Raw genomic sequence first — 18,162 nt, 5'->3', positions numbered from 1 at the left:
TGCGGTGGGAGCAGCGGTGCTGGACCTCCAGCCCCGCCACAGGAGCCCCGCCATACACTCAGCCCGATGACTGACACCGCTTCCGCCTCCGAGCTCCAGGTCTGGCCCGGCCAGCCCTACCCGCTGGGCGCGACCTTCGACGGCACCGGCACGAACTTCGCCATCTTCACGGAGTCGGCGGAGCGCGTCGAGCTGTGCCTCTTCGACGACGACGACGTCGAGACCCGCGTCGAGCTGAGCGAGGTCGACGCCTTCGTCTGGCACGCCTACCTCCCGAGCGTGCAGCCCGGGCAGCGCTACGGCTACCGGGTGCACGGCCCCTACGAGCCCGAGCGAGGCCTGCGGCACAACCCCGCGAAGCTGCTCCTCGACCCCTACGCGAAGGCGACGAGCGGCACGATCGAGTGGGGCCAGCCGCTCCACAGCTACAACTTCGGCGACCCGCTCAGCCGCAACGACGACGACTCCGCGCCACACATGGTCAAGGGCGTCGTCATCAACCCGTTCTTCGACTGGACCGGCGACCGCTACCCGCGCACGCCCTACAACGAGACGGTCATCTACGAGGCGCACGTCAAGGGGCTCACGCAGACCCATCCCGACGTGCCGGAGGCGCTCCGGGGCACCTACGCGGGCCTCGCGCATCCGTCGATCATCGCCCACCTGCAGAAGATCGGCGTGACGGCGATCGAGCTCATGCCCGTGCACCAGTTCGTGCACGACGCGGTGCTGCTCGAGAAGGGCCTGCGCAACTACTGGGGCTACAACACCCTGAGCTTCTTCGCCCCGCACGCGGAGTACGCGGGGACGGGCGAGCGCGGCCAGCAGGTGCAGGAGTTCAAGGCGATGGTGAAGGCGCTGCACGCCGCCGGCATCGAGGTCATCCTCGACGTCGTCTACAACCACACCGCCGAGGGCAACCACATGGGCCCGACGCTCTCGTGGCGCGGCATCGACAACCAGGCCTACTACCGGCTCGTCGAGGGCGACGAGCAGTTCTACATGGACTACACCGGCACGGGCAACAGCCTCAACGTCGCCCACCCGCACGCGCTGCAGATGATCATGGACAGCCTGCGCTACTGGGTGACCGAGATGCACGTCGACGGCTTCCGCTTCGACCTCGCCTCCACGCTCGCGCGCGAGTTCTACGACGTCGACCGGCTGTCGACCTTCTTCGAGCTCGTGCAGCAGGACCCGGTGATCAGCCAGGTCAAGCTCATCGCCGAGCCGTGGGACATCGGCCCGGGCGGCTACCAGGTGGGCAACTTCCCGCCGCAGTGGACGGAGTGGAACGGCAAGTACCGCGACCAGGTGCGCGACTTCTGGCGCGGGGAGCCGACCGCGCTCGGGGAGTTCGCGAGCCGCCTGGCCGGCTCCGCCGACCTGTACGAGCACTCGGGTCGCCGGCCCGTCGCATCCATCAACTTCGTCACCGCGCACGACGGCTTCACGCTCCGCGACCTCGTCAGCTACAACGAGAAGCACAACGAGGCCAACGGCGAGGACGGCAACGACGGCGAGAGCCACAACCGCTCCTACAACTACGGCGTCGAGGGGCCGACCGACGACCCGGAGATCCTCGCCGTGCGCGCGCGCCAGCAGCGCAACTTCCTCGCGACGCTGCTGCTGAGCCAGGGCGTGCCGATGATCCTGCACGGCGACGAGCTCGGCCGCACGCAGCAGGGCAACAACAACACCTACGCGCAGGACTCCGAGCTCAGCTGGATCGACTGGTCGGCGATCGACCAGCCGCTCATCGAGTTCACGGCCGCGATCGCGCAGCTGCGCCACGACCACCCGACCTTCCGCCGGAAGCGCTTCTTCACCGGCACGACGGTGCGCACGGGCAACGGCGAGCGGCTCAACGACATCGTGTGGCTGCGCGGCGACGGCACCCCGATGGAGGACGGCGACTGGGATGCCGCGGCGAGCGAGAAGACCGTCGGCATGTACCTGAACGGCCACGGCATCGCCGGCCGCGGCGAGCGCGGCGAGCGGATCGTCGACGACCACTTCCTCATCTACTGCAGCGCCTCCGACGAGGAGCGCGAGCTCACGCTGCCGCCGAGCGAGTACTCGGAGGCGTGGGACGTGCTCATCGACACCGGCGCGCACGAGCCGCACGACGGCCGCGTCGATGCCGGCACCGCGCTCCGCATCGCGCCGCGCGCGCTGCTCGTGCTCCGCGAGCACCGGCCGCCGGTCGAGCAGGACTTCTCGGTCGCGGCCTCGATCGCGGCGACGAACGGTCTCGCGACCGGTGCGATCCCCACGGTCGCCGCCGACGCATCCGAACCCCAGGACTGAGGAGATCCGTGCACGCGCCGCAGAGCACCTACCGACTGCAGATCAGCGAGGAGTTCACGCTCCTCGACGCGGCCGCCCGGCTCGAGGCGCTCGCCGACCTCGGGGTCGACTGGGTGTACCTCTCGCCGATCCTCGACGCCGAGCCCGGCTCGAACCACGGCTACGACGTCGTCTCGCACGCGCGGATCGACGCGTCGCGCGGCGGCTCCGAGGGACTGGATGCGGTGGCGCAGGAGGCGCGCAGGCTCGGCATGGGCGTGCTCGTCGACATCGTGCCGAACCACATGGGCGTCGCGGTGCCCGAGCACAACGCGTGGTGGTGGCAGCTGCTGCGAGAGGGGCGCGAGAGCGCGATCGCGCCGTACTTCGACGTCGACTGGGACGCGGGCGGCGGCAAGCTGCTGCTGCCGATCGTCGGCGACGACGACTGGTCGGAGGACGGCACCGTCGGCCACCTCGCCATCGAGGACGGCGGCGAGGCGCTCCGGTACTGGGACACGCGGCTGCCGATCGCACCCGGCACCGGCGAGGGCACGCCGCACGAGGTGCTCGAGCGGCAGCACTACCGGCTCGGGCACTGGAAGCAGGGCGACGACCAGCTGAACTACCGGCGCTTCTTCGCGGTCTCGACGCTCGCCGCCGTGCGGGTCGAGCTGCCCGAGGTCTTCGAGGCGACGCACGCCGAGATCGCGCGCTGGTTCGACGAGCGGCTCGTGCAGGGCCTGCGCGTCGACCACCCGGACGGCTTGCGCGACCCCGCGGGCTACCTCGACGACCTCGACCGGCTCACGGGCGGCGCGTTCGTGCTCGTCGAGAAGATCCTCGAGCCGGGGGAGGAGCTGCCGCGCTGGGCGACCGCCGGCACGACCGGCTACGACACGCTCGGGCTCATCGACCGCGTGCTCACCGACCCCGCCGGGGCCGAGCCGCTCGACGCGCTCGACGCGCGGCTGCGCGGCGGCGAGCGCGTCGACTGGGCCGAGATGATCCACGGCACGAAGCGCGGCATCGCCGATCGTCTCCTGCGCGCCGAGGTGCTGCGGCTCGAGCGCGAGGTGCGCGCGGCGGATGCGTGGGGAGACCGCGGCGCGCCGGCCGACGCCGCCGACGCGATCGCCGAGCTGCTCGCGTGCTTCCCCGTCTACCGCTCCTACCTGCCCGAGGGGCGCGAGCACCTCGGCCGGGCGGCCGAGCTCGCGAAGCAGCACCGGCCCGACCTCGCCGCCACGATCGATGCGCTCCTGCCCGTGCTCGGCAACCCCGAGCAGCCCGCCGCGCTGCGCTTCCAGCAGACGAGCGGCATGGTGATGGCGAAGGGCGTCGAGGACACCGCGTTCTACCGCTACTCGCGGCTCACGAGCCTCAACGAGGTGGGCGGCGACCCCGAGGTGTTCGCCGTCGGCGTCGAGGAGTTCCACACCTCGATGGCACAGCGCCAGCAGGAGTGGCCGCTCGCCATGAACGCCCTCTCGACCCACGACACGAAGCGCGGCGAGGACGTGCGCGCGCGCATCACGACCATCTCCGAGGTGCCGGGGGAGTGGGAGGCGCTGCTCGACAAGCTGCTCGTCTTCGCGCCCAAGCAGGGCCGGCCCTTCGTCAACCTGCTGCTGCAGGCGATCGTCGGCGCGTGGCCGGCGAGCGAGGAGCGGCTCCTCGCCTACACAGAGAAGGCGTCGCGCGAGGCCGACGACATCACGCACTGGACGGCCCCCGACGCGGAGTTCGAGGCCAACCTCACCGAGCTCGTGCGGCAAGTGCTGCGGGAGCCCGCGAGGGGCGACGTCGAGGCGTTCCTCGCGTCGACCGACGCCGGGTTCCGCGCGAACGTGCTGAGCGCGAAGCTCCTGAGCCTCACGATCCCCGGCTTCCCCGACGTCTACCAGGGCTCCGAGGCGCTCGAGCAGTCGCTCGTCGACCCCGACAACCGCCGCCCGATCGATTGGGCACGGATGGATGCGCTGCGCGAGTCCGCGCGCTCGCCGCTGTCGGGCGGGTGGGACCTCGAGGTCGCGAAGACCCGGCTCGTGCGCGAGGCGCTGCGCCTGCGTCGCGACCACCCCGAGCGCTTCGCCGACTACGCGCCGATCCTGCTGCACGGCGAGGCTGCGGCGCACGCGATCGCCTTCGACCGCGGCGGTGCGATCGCGGTCGCGACGCGACTGCCGATCGGGCTCGCCCAGCGCGGCGGCTGGGGCGACACGACGATCCAGCTGCCAGAGGGCCGCTGGCGCGAGCTGCTGACGACGAAGGAGCTGCGGGGCGGGGAGACCCGGCTCGCCGACCTCCTCTCGACGCTGCCGGTCGCGCTCCTCACGCGCGCCGACTGACGGCGCCCCGGCTCGCTCGACCGGGGTTGATCGCTCAGCGACGGGCATGCTCTCGGCGCGTTCGCAGACGCTGTTACTAGGATGTGCGAGTATCGCGCGCTGGAGCTCGCGGCTCGGCTCGCGCCGCATTCATCGCGGCGCCGGCCCGGTCGCGTCGCCGCCGGAGGGGTCGGGCTGCTGGTGGGTGTGCTCGGCCCCTCCGCCGCGGGTCGGCGCGCCGCGGCACCGGAGGGTGCGCTCGGCACAGCAGGGGCATAGCCTGCCCTCATGCAGCACGACGCGCCCACGCCCGAAGACCCGCAGCAGCCGCGATACGGGCAGCAGCCCCAGCACGGGCAGTCCGGCCAGTACGGATCGCCGGCGCCGTACGGGCAGCCCCAGCAGGGCCAGCCCTACGCCGAGCAGCCGGTGAGCTACGCGCCCTACGGCCAGGGCGGGCAGCACGGACAGCCCGCGTCGTACGGCGCCGGGATGCCCATGCCGGCGGTCGTCAAGTGGGGCCTCGGCATCCAGTGGGCAGGCGTGGTGCTCGGCGTGATCGGCATCGGCCTCGCCCTCATCGGTCTGCTCGCGCTCGCGGGCGCGGGGGAGCCCGGGGCGCTCGGCGTCGTCGGCGCGCTCGTCGCCGTGGCTGCCGTGCTCGTGGTGGCGCAGGTCGTCGTGCTCCTGTTCGCCACGAAGGGCCGCAACTGGGCCCGCATCGTGCTCGCCGTGCTCGCCGCGATCGGCATCGTCACGTCGCTCGCCTCCGGCCAGGGGCTCAACTTCGGCTCGCTCATCTCGATCCTGAGCGTCGTGCTGCTCTTCCTGCCGGCGGCCAACGAGTGGTTCGCCGCGCGCTCCGCGCAGCGGTAGCGAGACCGAGCCGAGCGGCTCCCAGGCAACCGGCAGGCTCGCGGCGGGCGGCCGCCCTAGCCTGCTTGCATGCTGCACGAATACCGGGTCTGGGCGCCGAACGCCGAGCGGATGCGCGTCGTCGCCGACGAGGAGTCCGTCGAGATGACGAGCGCCGAGGGCGGCTGGTGGCAAGCGCTCGCGCCGGCCGGCGACTACGGCTTCCAGATCGACGACGACGACGCGGTGCGGCCCGATCCGCGCAGCCGGCGCCAGCCCCGCGGCGTCCACGAGCGCTCCCGCGTGTGGGACGCATCCGCCCACGCCTGGCAGGACGCGGGCTGGACCGGCAAGCCGATCGCGGGCGGCGTGATCTACGAGCTGCACGTCGGCACGTTCACGCCTGAGGGCACGCTCGAGGCGGCCGCCGGCCGGCTCGACCACCTCCGCGAGATCGGCGTCACGCACGTCGAGCTGCTGCCGATGAACGCCTTCAATGGCACGCACAACTGGGGCTACGACGGCGTCGCCTGGTTCGCGGTGCACGAGGGCTACGGCGGCCCCGACGCCTACCAGCGCTTCGTCGACGCCGCGCACGCCGCGGGGCTCGCGGTCGTGCAGGACGTCGTCTACAACCACCTGGGGCCCTCGGGCAACTACCTGCCGCTCTACGGGCCCTACCTCTCGAGCGCGGGCCGCTCGACATGGGGCGAGCACGTCAACCTCGCCGAGCCGGAGGTGCGCCGCACCATCCTCGACAACGTGCGCTTCTGGTTCGAGGACATGCACGTGGATGCGCTGCGGCTCGACGCGGTGCACGCGCTCCACGACGAGGGCGAGACGCACATCCTCGAGGAGATGGCGATCGAGACGGCGGCGCTGGCCGCGCACCTCGGGCGGCCGCTCGAGCTCATCGCCGAGAGCGACATGAACGACCCGAAGCTCATCACGCCGCGCGAGGGCGGCGGCTACGGCCTCGACGGCCAGTGGTCGGATGACTTCCATCACGGCGTGCACGTCGCCCTCACGGGCGAGACGGCGGGCTACTACGCCGACTTCGAGCCGCTCGCGGCGCTCGGCAAGGCGCTCGAGCGCGGCTTCTTCCACGACAGCACCTACTCGTCGTTCCGCGGTCGCGACCACGGGCACCCGATCGACGTCGAGCGCTCGCTGTCGTGGCGGCTCGTCGTGTCGGCGCAGAACCACGACCAGATCGGCAACCGCGCTCGCGGCGATCGCATCACCGAGGTGCTCGACGAGTCGCAGCTGCTGTGCGCGGCGCTGCTGCTCTACGCCGGCCCGTTCACGCCGATGCTGTTCATGGGCGAGGAGTGGGCGGCGTCGACGCCGTTCCAGTTCTTCACGTCGCACCCCGAGCCCGAGCTCGGCACGGCGACCGCCGAGGGCCGGCTCGAGGAGTTCGAGCAGATGGGCTGGGACCCGGCCGTCGTGCCCGACCCGCAGGACCCCGCGACGTTCGAGCGCTCGAAGCTCGACTGGTCGGAGCCGCAGGGCGGGCGCCACGCGCGCGTGCTCGAGGGCTACCGGCAGCTCGCGAGGCTGCGGCGCGAGCTCGAGGCGCTCACCGACCCGCACTACTCGCGCAACCGCGTCGAGGTCGACGAGGAGCGGCGCGTGCTGCGCCTCGTGCGTCGAGCGGGCATGGCGGATGCGGTCGAGATCGTCATCAACGTCGCTCGCGAGCCGCAGACGGTCGCGGTCGCTCGCACCGAGCTGCGCTTCGCGACCCACCCTGACGTCGCGCTCGAGGGCGAGCTGACGCTCCCGCCCGGCTCGGGCGCGCTGCTCGCCTAGCGCCCCTTCGCCCGTCGGTCGAGCAGCCCGGCCGCGGGCCGCTCCTCCGCCCGTCGGTCGAGCAGCCCGGCCGCAGGCCGCCCCTCCGCCCGTTGGTCGAGTAGCCCGGCCGCAGGCCGGGCGTATCGAGACCGGGCTACCGTTGACGCGTGACCCAGCTCGTCGGCGACCTCTCCTTCCCGCACGTCGGCTACCTCGAGTCGCGTCGCGGCCCGATCGTCGAGATCCGCCTCTCGAACCATCCGATGGGGCAGCGCCGCACCTACCTCCGCGTGCCCGAGGGCGCGGGCGAGATCCCCGCCGGCGTCTACAGCACGCTCGTCAAGCAAGTGGTCGACAGCGATGCCGAGATCGGCTGGCTCATCGGAGTCGACCTCGAGCTCGAGTCGCCCGCGGCGCCGGTGCGCGAGGACGCGACGCTCGACGACGAGTGGGAGTCGGGCGAGCAGGACCTCCTGATCGCCTCCGACGCCGAGGCGTTCCTGCCGCAGGAGCCGCCGCTCGAGCGCGAGGGCGATCAGCCGGTCAACCCGTTCGGCCTGTGGGCGCTCGACGAGGGTGGCGCCGCGCTGCGCGTCGAGGTCGAGCTCGACGAGGGCGGCGAGACGCTCTGGATCGAGCCTTCGACCGCCTACGGCAAGTCGCTCCACCCGTGGCACTACGAGGCCGAGCCCGTCGAGGGGCTCGACGCGGCGGTCGCGGCGATCGAGGCCGGCGACGCCGTCGTCCAGCTGCGGCTGCTCGCGCCGCGCGCCTTCGGCGACCACGCCGAGGCCGTGCCCTACGAGCGCTGGCGGGTCGGCAGCCGCCGAGCCGTCGAGCAGGCGGCGCCAGCCGAGCTGCCGGAGTTCGACCCGGGCGTCTGGATGCGGTGGCTCACGCCCGTCGACGGCGGCGACCCTGTCGCCTTCGGGGGCTTCATGTTCCCGGACGGCCGCGCGATCGAGCTGCAGCCCGTCATGCCGGCGGAGCCGGAGTGGGCGACCGGTCGCGTGCTGACGATCCCGATGCCCAGGCCCGGCATCGAGTTCGAGGATCGCCGCGAGGTGACGGTGTACGGCAAGCCGTTCAAGGAGCTGCGCTCGTCGGTGCCGAAGATCCAGAAGCGCCCGCCGACGCCGCTCGGCCGGTTCGTGCTCGAGGCGGAGGGCTACATGCCGCCGGGCTGGAGCGCGCTCGGCTGAGCCGCCGCGGCCGTCTCCGGCACCGCGAAGCGGCGTCGGTAGGCCGAGGGCGAGACGCGCAGCTGCCGCGTGAAGTGGTGCCGCAGCAGCGCAGCTGTGCCGAACCCCGCCTGCTGCGCGACGACGTCGAGGCCGAGGTCGGTCGCCTCGAGCAGCGCTTGCGCGCGCTGCACGCGCTGCGACGTGAGCCACGCGGCGGGCGTCGTGCCGAGCTCCTCGCGGAACCGGCGCGCGAACGTTCGCTCCGAGAGGTTCGCCCGCCGCGCGAGCGAGGCGACGGTGTGCTCCTCGTCGAGGTGCGCGACCATCCAGTCGATGAGCGGCGCGAGCGTCTCGGCGCGCTGCTCGGCGACCGGCCCGACCGCGAACTGCGACTGGCCGCCGTCGCGCAGCGGCGGCACGACCATCGAGCGGGCGATGACCGCGGCGGCTTGCGCGCCGTGCAGCTGGCGCACGACGTGCAGCGACGCGTCGATCGCCGCGGCCGTGCCGGCGCTCGTCGTGACGGGTCCGTCGTCGACCCACAGCGCGTCGCGCTCGAGCGCGATGTGCGGGAACTGCGCGGCGAGGCCGTCGATGTGCCGCCAGTGCGTCGTCGCTCGCCGGCCGTCGAGGATGCCGGCCTTCGCGGCGACGAACGCTCCCGAGCACAGCGCGAGCACGCGAGCGCCGCGCTCGACGGCGCGCTGCAGCACCCGCGAGACGGCGAGCGAGCACTCGCCGTCGTACTCGCACTGCGCGTACGGCGTGAGGATGAGCAGGTCGGCCTCGTCGGCGAAGCCGAGCCCGTGCTCGACCATCATCGGCAGGTCGAGCCCGCCGGCGACGCGCACGGGCCCGGGCGTCTGCGTCACGACGCGGAAGTCGTGCCGCGGCACGCCTCGGTCGGTGCGGTCGTATCCGAAGACCTCGCCCGCGACTGCGAGCTCGAACGCACTGACGTCGTCGTCGACGATGCAGGCCACCTTGAGCATCGCGCGCCCCCCTCGGAGTGATTGGCAGGATGTTGTCGGACATTGACGATTCTGCCACTCGTGGCGGGATCTTGGCAAGCGCAGACTTCCTGCCATGAACATCACCTGGCTCCTCATCCTCGTCGCCCTCGGTGCCGTCGCGATCGTCGCCACCGTCTTCGCGCTGGTCCGCCAGCGCGCGCCCGTGTCGCCACCGATGCGGAGCGCAGCGCCCAGCTCCGCGACCGCTCGCTCGACCACGACGCGCGACGCGTCGCCGCCGCGCTCGAGGAGCAGGTCTCGCACCGCCTCGATGCACCCGGCAACGGCCTCGCGCCGCAGATGACGCAGCCCGTCATCGACGCCGCCATCTGGGGCGGCGCGGTGCCCGCCCGATGACCCATCCGCATCCCGACCGCAGACGGCCCGGCCACTCGATCGCCGGGCCGTCTGCCGCGAATCGGCCCCTGGCGCTCGCGCGGCGGCGAGCGCATCATCGACGCATGGAAGCGACCTGGGCCAGCAGCGTCGCCACGGATCCCACGTGGCTCGCCGTCATCGCCGCGATCGGCGCCGTCGGATCGCTCGCGACCGTCGTCGTGCTCCTGCGCCAGCAGGCGCCGCGCCGGAAGCCCGATCTCGAGCGCATCGCGCGCCGCCGCGAGCCGCGATCCGCGCACTGACGCGGCGCGCACGGCGGGCTCGCGCCGCGGCCCCACAATGGAGCCATGCGACTCGCGAACGCCCGGCTCCTCGACGGCTCCCTGACCGACATCGACATCGTCGACGGTGAGATCGAGCGCGTCAGCCCGGCGGGATCGACGCCGTCGACGGGGGAGCGCCGAGACCTCGAGGGCGCGGTCGTCATCCCCGGGCTGTGGGACGAGCACACGCACATGAGCCAGTGGGCGCGGCATCGCACGCGCCAGAGCGTGCTCGCCGCGGAGTCGGCCGAGGAGGCCGCCGCGATCGCGACGGCGGCAGTCGTGCGCCACTCGGGCCCCGACCCGCTCGTGCTCGTCGGCATGCGCGACGGCCTCTGGCCCGCCGCCCCGACCCGTGCGCTGCTCGACGAGGCGACCGGCTCGGTGCCGACGCTCGTCGTCTCGAGCGACGTCCACTGCTCGTGGCCGAACACCGCGATGCTCGCGCGCCTCGGGCTCGAGCTCGACGGTGCGCTGCTGCGCGAGGACGCCGCATTCGCCGCGCTCGGCGTCGTCGAGGCCATGCTCGACCCCGACGCGCTCGACCGCCACGTCGTCGACGCCCTGGCTGCCGCGGCATCGCGCGGCGTCGTCGGCGTCGTCGACCTCGAGTTCGGCGACGCCGTCGGGCAGTGGATGCGTCCCGGCCGGGCGACACCGACGCGCGTCGACGTCGGCATCTACGCCGACGAGCTCGAGCTCGCCGCCGAGCGCGGGCTGCGCTCGGGCGACGTCATCGCGGGCCGCGCCCGCGTGGGCGGGCTCAAGGTGATCTCCGACGGCTCGCTCGGCACGCGCACGGCGTGGACCGCGCATCCGTACGGCACCTCGAGCGCCAAGGTCGACGGCGGCGACTTCGGCCGGGGCGTGCGCAACGTCGACGACGAGGCGCTCGATCGGCTGCTCGCACGGGCCGCCGAGCTCGGGCTCGATGCCATGGTCCACGCGATCGGCGATGCGGCCGTCACCGCGGCGATCGACGCCTTCGAGCGCGCCGGCGTCGGCGGGCGCATCGAGCACGCGCAGCTCGTCGCGGGCGTCGACATCCCGCGCATGGCGAGGCTCGGCATCGTCGCCTCGGTGCAGCCGGAGCACGCGCTCGACGACCGCGAGCTCATGGCCTCGCTGTGGTCGGACCGCTCGCGCGATGCCTATCGCTTGCGCTCCCTCGTCGACGCGGGCGTGCGCGTCGTGCTCGGCTCCGACGCTCCCGTCACGCCCCTCGACCCCTGGCTCGGCATCGCGACCGCCGTCACCCGCACGCGCGGCGACGAGGCGCCGTGGCAGCCGGAGGAGGCGCTCTCGCTCGAGCAGGCGATCGCCGCATCGAGCCGCACGCGCATCGCCGTGGGCGAGCTCGCCGACCTCGTCGTGCTCGGTGCGCCGCTCCCCGCGACCGACGACCCGCACGGAGCCGCCGCGGCCCTGCGCGCCATGCCGGTCGAGCTCACGCTCGTCGCGGGCGAGCCGATCTTCGACGGGATGGGTTGACTCGAGACCCTGCGGACCCAGACAGCGGATGTGTTGGACCGTTGTGGATCCGACACAACAGGTCGTGAGGCGTCCCCGGCTGCGATTGCGGTCGCGACCAACGCCCTCGCGCGGTCTCGAGGGTCGTGCCTACCGTGAGGACGCATCCGTCCTGTCCTGAAGGAGGAACCATGGCCGACCGCACCGACCGCCAGCGCTCGACGAGCCCGCGCCCGCAGGGCCGGGTCGACGTCGACTGGCTCGGCCGCGACCTGCTCGGCACGTGGGCCGAGCGCCGCCTCGCCGCGCGAGCCAAGGTCGCCGACCCCCGCTACCAGCGCGTCGACGACCTGACGATGGCCGACCACCGCGAGCGCGTGCTCGAGCAGATGCACATGCTGGTCGCCGACGGCGCCGTCCACGCCGCCTTCCCGGAGCGCTTCGGCGGCGCCGACGATCACGGCGGCAACATCGCCGGGTTCGAGGAGCTCGTGCTCGCCGACCCGAGCCTGCAGATCAAGTCGGGCGTGCAGTACGGGCTGTTCGGTGCGGCGGTGCTGCACCTCGGCACGCGGCGCCACCACGATGAGCTGCTGCCGGCCATCATCAGCCTCGACGTGCCGGGCGCCTTCGCGATGACCGAGACGGGCCACGGCTCGGACGTCGCCTCGATCGGCACGACCGCGACCTACGACGAGGCCTCCGAGGAGTTCGTCATCCACACGCCGTTCCGCGGTGCGTGGAAGGACTACCTGGGCAACGCCGCGCTCCACGGCAAGCACGCGGTCGTCTTCGCGAAGCTGCACACGCGGGGCGTCGACCACGGCGTGCACGCGTTCTACGTGCCGCTCCGCGACGACGACGGTGCGTTCCTGCCGGGCGTCGGGGGCGAGGACGACGGCTACAAGGGCGGGCTCAACGGCATCGACAACGGCCGCCTCCACTTCACCCACGTGCGCGTGCCGCGCACGAACCTGCTCAACCGCTACGGCGACGTCGCGCCCGACGGCACCTACTCGAGCCCGATCGCCAGCCCCGGCCGGCGCTTCTTCACGATGCTCGGCACGCTCGTGCAGGGCCGCGTCTCGCTCGACGGCGCCGCCGTCGTCGCGCAGAAGGCTGCACTCGCGATCGCGATCCGCTACGGCACCGAGCGGCGCCAGTTCAACGCCTCGAGCAACGCCGAGGAGGAGGTGCTGCTCGACTACCGCCGGCACCAGCGCCGGCTGTTCACGCGGCTCGCGAAGGCCTACGCGCAGTCGTACGCGCACGAGATCCTGCTGACGAAGTTCGACGGCGTCTTCTCGGGCCGCACCGACACCCCCGAGGAGCGCGAGGACCTGGAGACGCTCGCCGCCGGGCTCAAGGCACTCTCGACGTGGCAGGCGCTCGACACGCTGCAGGAGGCGCGCGAGGCGTGCGGCGGTGCGGGCTTCCTCGGCGAGAACCGCATCGTGCAGCTGCGCGCCGACCTCGACGTCTACGTCACGTTCGAGGGCGACAACACGGTGCTGCTGCAGCTCGTCGGCAAGCGCCTGCTCGGCGACTTCTCCAAGCAGTTCAAGGGCGCCTCGAAGGCCGACATCGCCCGCTTCGCGGCCGACCAGCTCTTCGATCGCGCGACGTCGTTCGTCGGCCTGCGCACGCTCTCGCAGGACGTGCGCGACCTCCGCAACGTCAAGAAGTCGTCGCTCGCGCTCCGTGACCGCGACGTGCAGCGCGACCTGCTCGAGGACCGCGTCGAGCAGATGGTCGCCGACATCGCCGGCCGGCTGCGGAACGCGCCGAAGGACCAGGCCGGCGCCGCCGCCGCGTTCAACGACGAGCAGCACGAGCTCATCGAGGCCGCGCGCGCGTGGGTCGAGCTGCAGCAGTACGACGCGCTCGACGCGGCCGTGGAGCGGATGCCCGCGGCGACCAAGGAGGTCATGACGCACGTGCGCGACCTCTTCGCGCTCACGATCATCGAGGAGCACGCCGCGTGGCACCTCGAGAACGGCCGGCTCTCGGGTGCCCGCTCGAAGGCCGTGACCTCGACGATCGAGGTGCTGCTGCAGAAGCTGCGGCCGCACGCGCTCGACCTCTCCGCGGCCTTCGGCCTCGGCGACGAGCACCTGCGCGCGCACATCGCGACCGGCGCCGAGGCCGAGCGCCAGGCCGAGGCGATGGCGCACTACGCGCAGCTCCGGGCCGCCGGCACCCTTCCGGTGCCCGAGAAGCGGGGGCGCGCGTCCGACCCGTCGGCGCAGCCGATCGCGACGGCGGGCGCGGCGCCCGTGCCGCCGGCCGACGTCATGTCGGCGCCCTCGGCCGACTCGGTGTCGGCGCCGTCGGCGGATGCTGCTGACGACGAGCACGACGCGGAGCTCGCGACCCGCTGAGCCGCCGCCGTCCATCGAGGAGATCCGCCGCAGGGCGGGTCCCCTCGATGCCGTCGCGGGCCGCGCGCCCGCGGATGCAGACGCGATCCACAGGACGTATGCGGCCTCCGGAATTGCGTACGCCATACGCTGTAAAGCATCCGGGGTCACGATCGTGAAGGTCACCAGGCCCGCATCGGCTGGGAAGTCGCCGACGAGCCCGAGAGGGGCACCATGACCACGATGACCGCCGTGAGGAGCACGCAAGGCGAGCTCCGCGCCACCACACCGCCCTCCGAGCGAGGAGCGCGCGCCGACTTCCGGGTGGTCGCGAAGGCCGTGCGTGACGCGGGCCTGCTCGAGCGCAGGGTCGGCTTCTACGCGTGGCTCATGGCCGGTCTCGGCCTCGCGCTCGTGGGGCTGCTCGTCGGCTCCGTGCTGCTCGGCGACTCGTGGTTCCAGCTGCTCATCGCCGCCGGTCTCGGCGTCGTCCTCACGCAGATCGCGTTCATCGCGCACGAGGCCTCGCACCGCCAGGTGCTGCGATCGGGCCCTGCGAACGACCGGCTCGGGCGCATCCTCGCCGCCGGCATCGTCGGCATCAGCCACCAGTGGTGGATGACGAAGCACTCGCGCCACCACGCGAACCCCAACCAGATCGGCCGCGACCCCGACATCGAGATCGACACGATCTCGTTCCTGCCGAGCGACGCGAAGAAGGCCCGCGGCATCCAGCGCTGGGTCACGCGGCGCCAGGGCTGGCTGTTCTTCCCGCTGCTGGCGTTCGAGGGCGCCAACCTGCACGTGCGCTCGATCGCGACGCTCCTCGAGCGCCGCCCGGTCGTGGGCCGCTGGCTCGAGCTCGGCCTCATCGCCGGCCGCTTCGCGCTGCTCATCACGTTCCTGCTGCTCGTCATGCCGCCGCTCATGGCACTCGCCTTCCTCGGCGTGCAGCTCGCGGTCTTCGGCATCGGCATGGGCGCATCCTTCGCCCCGAACCACAAGGGGATGCCGACCGTCAGCCGCGACGCGAAGCTCGACTTCTTCACGAAGCAGGTGAGGACGTCGCGCAACATCCGCGGCTGGGGCATGAGCACGCTCATGGGCGGCCTCAACTACCAGGTGGAGCACCACCTGTTCCCCAACATGGCCCGCCCGCACCTGCGCGCGGCGAGCGAGATCGTGCGCGCCCACTGCCGCGAGCACGGCATCGCCTACACCGAGACGAACATGGTCGGCGCGTACGCATCGGTCGTCCGCTACCTGAACCGCGTCGGGCTCGCCGCCCGCGACCCGTTCGAGTGCCCGATGCTGGCGACGAGGCGATGAGCCGGAGGGCACCGAAGCGGCAGCCTGTCCGTCACGCGATCGCGCAGCTGCACTGGGCGCTCAGCCCCTGGCAGCTCGTGCGCGAGCAGCCGCCCGTCGATGGCGCGCGGCTGCTCATCGGCGCCCCGCACACCTCCAACCGCGACTTCGTGCTCATGCTCGCGATCTCGTGGGACGCGCGCCTGCCGGTGCGCTGGCTCGGCAAGCGCGAGCTGTTCGAGGGCCCGCTCGGCTGGGCGATGCACCGCCTCGGGGGCATCCCGGTCGATCGCGACGACCCGTCGGGCCTCGTCGAGCGCATCATCGCGCTCGTGCGCGACGATCCGCGCGCGGTGATCGTCGTGACGCCCGACGGCACCCGGAGGTCGCAGCAGTGGCGCAGCGGCTTCTACCGCATCGCGCTCGAGGCCGGCCTGCCCGTCACGCTCGGCTTCGTCGACTCGACGACCCGCACGACGGGGCTCGGGCCGACCATCGCGCTCACGGGTGACGTGCCGGCCGACATGGAGCGCATCCGCGCCTTCTACGCCGACAAGGTGGGCATCAACCGCGAGCTGACGACCGAGCCGCGGCTCGCCGACGAGGCCGGGCTCGCCGCGCGGCTGCGCGGGGAGCGGGCCCAGCGCGAGCGCTGACGCGGCCGCACCCCTGGCGCGGGCGGCGCGGCTTTGGCACGATGTGGCCATGAGCACCGCCGGGATGATCGAGATCAGCGAGGACGAGTGCCTCAAGCTGCTGCGCGCCTTCGAGTTCGGGCGCATCGCGTTCCGCATCGCCGACGCGCTCGAGGTCTTCCCCGTCAACTACCACGCCGACGGCCGGCACATCACGTTCCGCACCGCGCCGGGCACGAAGCTCGCGGGGGTGCTGCTCGCCGACGACGTCGTGTTCGAGATCGACCACATCGGCGAGCGCGAGGCGTGGAGCGTTGTCGCCCACGGCAGGGCGCGCCGGCTCGAGTCGAGCAGCGAGCTCGAGCAGGCCGAGCAACTGCCCATCCGGCCGCTCGTGCCGAGCGTCAAGCGCGAGTTCGTGCGCATCGAGCTCTCGCGCGTGAGCGGCCGCCGCTTCCACCGCGGGCCGCAACCCGACCCGGCAGCAGAGCCGCTCGTCGACTCGACCGACTGAGCGGCGAGCGCGGTCACTCGGCGAGCTCGTCGCGCCGCCGGGCGAGGTAGGCGCGCTCGGCGGCGTTGCCGGCGAGCTCGAGGGCGCGGTCGTACGCCGCGCGGCCTCGGCGGTGCGCTCGAGCCGCCGGAGCAGATCGGCCCGCGTCGCGTGCAGCGCGTGGCAGCCGTCGAGGTCGTCGGCGACCCGGTCGACCTCGTCGAGCGCCGCGGCCGGGCCGTCGGCCTCACCGATCGCCACCGCCCGGTCGAGCCGCACGATGGCGACGGATCGAGCGCGACGAGCCGGTCGTAGAGCGCGACGATCCGCGACCAGTCGGTCTCGCGCGCCGTCGGCGCCGCGGTGTGCACGGCGCTGATCGCGGTGAGGTGAACGGGCGCACCCCGACCGGGTCGCGGCACGCCCGCGAGGCGTCGGCCGCGTCATCAGGCCTACGAACGGCAGGGGCGGGATGCGACACCCGTGTCGCGCATGCCAGCACCCTACGGGCGACCGGCAGCTGCGGAATGGGAAACCTCCAGGCCGCGTTGCCACACTCGACCCGCACGACGAGCACTCGGCACGAGGAGAGCATCCGCATGACGCACACGGTCGCATCGAGCATCGCCGACGCCGAGCGACCCCGCGAGACGCTCACGATCGGCATCCTCGGGGCCGGCAAGATCGGCACCGTGCTCGCGCGGCACTCGCTCGCCGCCGGCCACCGCACGCTCATCGCCGCGTCGGGTTCGCCCGCGCGCATCCGACTCATCGCCGAGTACATGGCGCCGGGTGCCGAGCCGATGCTCGCCGCCGAGGTCGCCGGCGCGGCCGATGTCGTCATCCTCGCGCTGCCGCTCGGTCAGTACGACCGGATCCCCGTCGCGGAGCTGCGCGGCAAGCTCGTCGTCGACGCCATGAACTACTGGTGGGAGACGGACGGCATCCGCGACGAGTTCACCGACCCCGAGCGGCCGACGAGCACGATCGTGCAGGAGTCCCTGCCCGAGTCGCGCGTCGTGAAGGCGTTCAACCACATGGGCTACCACGACCTCGCCGACTGGCCCCGCTCATCCGGGAGCCCGCAGCGGCGGGCGATCGCGGTCGCGGGCGACAGCGCCGACGACGTCGCGCTCGTCGCGCAGCTCGTCGACGACTTCGGGTTCGACCCGGTCGTGCTCGACTCGCTCGCGGCGGGCCTGCGGCTGCAGCCGGGCTTCCCGGCCTTCGGCGCCAACGAGGACGCGCCGACGCTGCGGGCGCTCATCGGCGACTAACGCCGGCGCTGCACCGGGAACGACGAAGCCCCCGCCGTGGCGGGGGCTGTCGATGGTGGCTCCGACCGGCATCGATCCGGTGACCTTTCGATTTTCAGTCGAACGCTCTACCAACTGAGCTACAGAGCCAGGCTCTCGAGGAGCCGAGGCGGGCTCACGCCCGCCCTTGCACGAGGCCCTCTCTCTCGAGAGGGCCAGGGCAATGGCGACCCTGACGGGACTTGAACCCGCGACCTCCGCCGTGACAGGGCGGCGCGCTAACCAAACTGCGCTACAGGGCCATTCCGGTAGTACCCATCGTACAGACGAATCCGAGAGAGAGTGACCCCAACGGGATTCGAACCCGTGCTGCCGCCGTGAAAGGGCGGTGTCCTAGGCCGCTAAACGATGGGGCCATGCGCCGGAGCACATGACTACCGAGGGAAGACGTTACCGCACGCCTCGGCCGCGTGCAAACCGGCCGACGTGCCTCAGCTTCTTTGAGCGCGG

General features: G+C 72.6%; 14 protein-coding genes and 3 tRNA genes. 13 read left to right on the top strand and 4 right to left on the bottom strand.

The features are described from left to right. Positions 1 to 66: 66 nt before the first annotated feature. The 5 genes from glgX to L332_RS27015 all read left to right on the top strand — a co-directional run bounded on the left by glgX (position 67) and on the right by L332_RS27015 (position 8,473). Entirely contained in the window at positions 67 to 2,310 is a 2,244-nt protein-coding gene (gene glgX, locus L332_RS27035; protein WP_021011476.1) for a glycogen debranching protein GlgX, read from the top strand. 8 nt (positions 2,311 to 2,318) lie between these two features. Then, positions 2,319 to 4,640, top strand: coding sequence for a malto-oligosyltrehalose synthase (treY, locus tag L332_RS27030; protein WP_021011475.1), 2,322 nt, complete (start codon positions 2,319 to 2,321; stop codon positions 4,638 to 4,640). 267 nt (positions 4,641 to 4,907) lie between these two features. After that, entirely contained in the window at positions 4,908 to 5,495 is a 588-nt protein-coding gene (locus L332_RS29615; RefSeq protein ID WP_021011474.1) for a hypothetical protein, read from the top strand. 69 nt (positions 5,496 to 5,564) lie between these two features. Beyond that, positions 5,565 to 7,289: a malto-oligosyltrehalose trehalohydrolase gene (gene treZ / locus L332_RS27020; RefSeq protein WP_021011473.1), complete on the top strand. Its 1,725-nt coding sequence runs from the start codon at positions 5,565 to 5,567 to the stop codon at positions 7,287 to 7,289. Between the two features lie 149 nt (positions 7,290 to 7,438). Further along, positions 7,439 to 8,473 carry a hypothetical protein gene (locus tag L332_RS27015; protein ID WP_021011472.1) on the top strand — a complete coding sequence of 345 codons (1,035 nt, stop codon included), beginning with the start codon at positions 7,439 to 7,441 and terminating at the stop codon, positions 8,471 to 8,473. On the opposite strand, the gene L332_RS27010 is transcribed toward L332_RS27015, so the two are convergent. Continuing rightward, entirely contained in the window at positions 8,440 to 9,447 is a 1,008-nt protein-coding gene (locus tag L332_RS27010; protein ID WP_021011471.1) for a GlxA family transcriptional regulator, read from the bottom strand. The genes L332_RS27015 and L332_RS27010 overlap by 34 nt on opposite strands. A gap of 482 nt (positions 9,448 to 9,929) precedes the next feature. On the opposite strand from L332_RS27010, the gene L332_RS27000 reads away from it, so the two are divergent. The 8 genes from L332_RS27000 to L332_RS26970 all read left to right on the top strand — a co-directional run bounded on the left by L332_RS27000 (position 9,930) and on the right by L332_RS26970 (position 17,673). After that, the gene (locus tag L332_RS27000; protein WP_021011469.1) at positions 9,930 to 10,109 is read left to right on the top strand and encodes a hypothetical protein; all 180 of its coding nucleotides are present in this window, start codon (positions 9,930 to 9,932) and stop codon (positions 10,107 to 10,109) included. A 45-nt stretch (positions 10,110 to 10,154) separates the two neighbouring features. Further along, a complete protein-coding gene (locus L332_RS26995; protein WP_021011468.1) occupies positions 10,155 to 11,621 on the top strand; it encodes an amidohydrolase in 1,467 nt (488 codons plus the stop codon). Positions 11,622 to 11,791: 170 nt separating this feature from the next. Then, entirely contained in the window at positions 11,792 to 13,981 is a 2,190-nt protein-coding gene (locus tag L332_RS26990) for an acyl-CoA dehydrogenase family protein (protein WP_021011467.1), read from the top strand. Positions 13,982 to 14,194: 213 nt separating this feature from the next. After that, positions 14,195 to 15,289: a fatty acid desaturase family protein gene (locus L332_RS26985; RefSeq protein ID WP_031224235.1), complete on the top strand. Its 1,095-nt coding sequence runs from the start codon at positions 14,195 to 14,197 to the stop codon at positions 15,287 to 15,289. Then, a complete protein-coding gene (locus tag L332_RS26980) occupies positions 15,286 to 15,924 on the top strand; it encodes a 1-acyl-sn-glycerol-3-phosphate acyltransferase (RefSeq protein WP_021011464.1) in 639 nt (212 codons plus the stop codon). The genes L332_RS26985 and L332_RS26980 overlap by 4 nt, the downstream gene beginning before the upstream one ends. A 49-nt stretch (positions 15,925 to 15,973) precedes the next feature. Further along, positions 15,974 to 16,417 (top strand): pyridoxamine 5'-phosphate oxidase family protein, encoded by a 444-nt coding sequence (locus L332_RS26975; RefSeq protein WP_021011463.1) that lies wholly within the window; start codon positions 15,974 to 15,976, stop codon positions 16,415 to 16,417. 159 nt (positions 16,418 to 16,576) lie between these two features. Continuing rightward, positions 16,577 to 16,711 carry a hypothetical protein gene (locus L332_RS30890; protein WP_268743640.1) on the top strand — a complete coding sequence of 45 codons (135 nt, stop codon included), beginning with the start codon at positions 16,577 to 16,579 and terminating at the stop codon, positions 16,709 to 16,711. Between the two features lie 284 nt (positions 16,712 to 16,995). Then, positions 16,996 to 17,673, top strand: coding sequence for an NADPH-dependent F420 reductase (locus L332_RS26970; protein ID WP_021011461.1), 678 nt, complete (start codon positions 16,996 to 16,998; stop codon positions 17,671 to 17,673). Positions 17,674 to 17,726: 53 nt separating this feature from the next. Here L332_RS26970 and L332_RS26965 read toward each other — a convergent pair. The 3 genes from L332_RS26965 to L332_RS26955 all read right to left on the bottom strand — a co-directional run bounded on the left by L332_RS26965 (position 17,727) and on the right by L332_RS26955 (position 18,068). Continuing rightward, positions 17,727 to 17,802 (bottom strand) — tRNA-Phe (locus L332_RS26965). A gap of 74 nt (positions 17,803 to 17,876) precedes the next feature. Next, a tRNA-Asp gene (locus L332_RS26960) sits at positions 17,877 to 17,954 on the bottom strand. Between the two features lie 41 nt (positions 17,955 to 17,995). Next, positions 17,996 to 18,068: transfer RNA gene (locus L332_RS26955), tRNA-Glu, on the bottom strand. Positions 18,069 to 18,162: the final 94 nt, after the last annotated feature.

The sequence above is a fragment of the Agrococcus pavilionensis RW1 genome, from assembly GCF_000400485.1.
Lineage (GTDB): Bacteria > Actinomycetota > Actinomycetes > Actinomycetales > Microbacteriaceae > Agrococcus > Agrococcus pavilionensis.
The sequence above is the reverse complement of the archived record's forward strand: the minus strand, read 5'-3'. Positions and strand labels throughout refer to the sequence as shown.

What these genes read in the sequence shown, in the direction of transcription:
- L332_RS29615 (WP_021011474.1), top strand. Translation starts at nt 4,908, where the DNA reads ATGCAGCACGACGCGCCCACGCCCGAAGACCCGCAGCAGCCGCGATAC.
- L332_RS26970 (WP_021011461.1), top strand. Translation starts at nt 16,996, where the DNA reads ATGACGCACACGGTCGCATCGAGCATCGCCGACGCCGAGCGACCCCGC.
- L332_RS26980 (WP_021011464.1), top strand. Translation starts at nt 15,286, where the DNA reads ATGAGCCGGAGGGCACCGAAGCGGCAGCCTGTCCGTCACGCGATCGCG.
- glgX (WP_021011476.1), top strand. Translation starts at nt 67, where the DNA reads ATGACTGACACCGCTTCCGCCTCCGAGCTCCAGGTCTGGCCCGGCCAG.
- treZ (WP_021011473.1), top strand. Translation starts at nt 5,565, where the DNA reads ATGCTGCACGAATACCGGGTCTGGGCGCCGAACGCCGAGCGGATGCGC.
- L332_RS26985 (WP_031224235.1), top strand. Translation starts at nt 14,195, where the DNA reads ATGACCACGATGACCGCCGTGAGGAGCACGCAAGGCGAGCTCCGCGCC.
- L332_RS27010 (WP_021011471.1), bottom strand. Translation starts at nt 9,447, where the DNA reads ATGCTCAAGGTGGCCTGCATCGTCGACGACGACGTCAGTGCGTTCGAG.
- L332_RS26990 (WP_021011467.1), top strand. Translation starts at nt 11,792, where the DNA reads ATGGCCGACCGCACCGACCGCCAGCGCTCGACGAGCCCGCGCCCGCAG.
- L332_RS26975 (WP_021011463.1), top strand. Translation starts at nt 15,974, where the DNA reads ATGAGCACCGCCGGGATGATCGAGATCAGCGAGGACGAGTGCCTCAAG.
- L332_RS27000 (WP_021011469.1), top strand. Translation starts at nt 9,930, where the DNA reads ATGGAAGCGACCTGGGCCAGCAGCGTCGCCACGGATCCCACGTGGCTC.
- L332_RS26995 (WP_021011468.1), top strand. Translation starts at nt 10,155, where the DNA reads ATGCGACTCGCGAACGCCCGGCTCCTCGACGGCTCCCTGACCGACATC.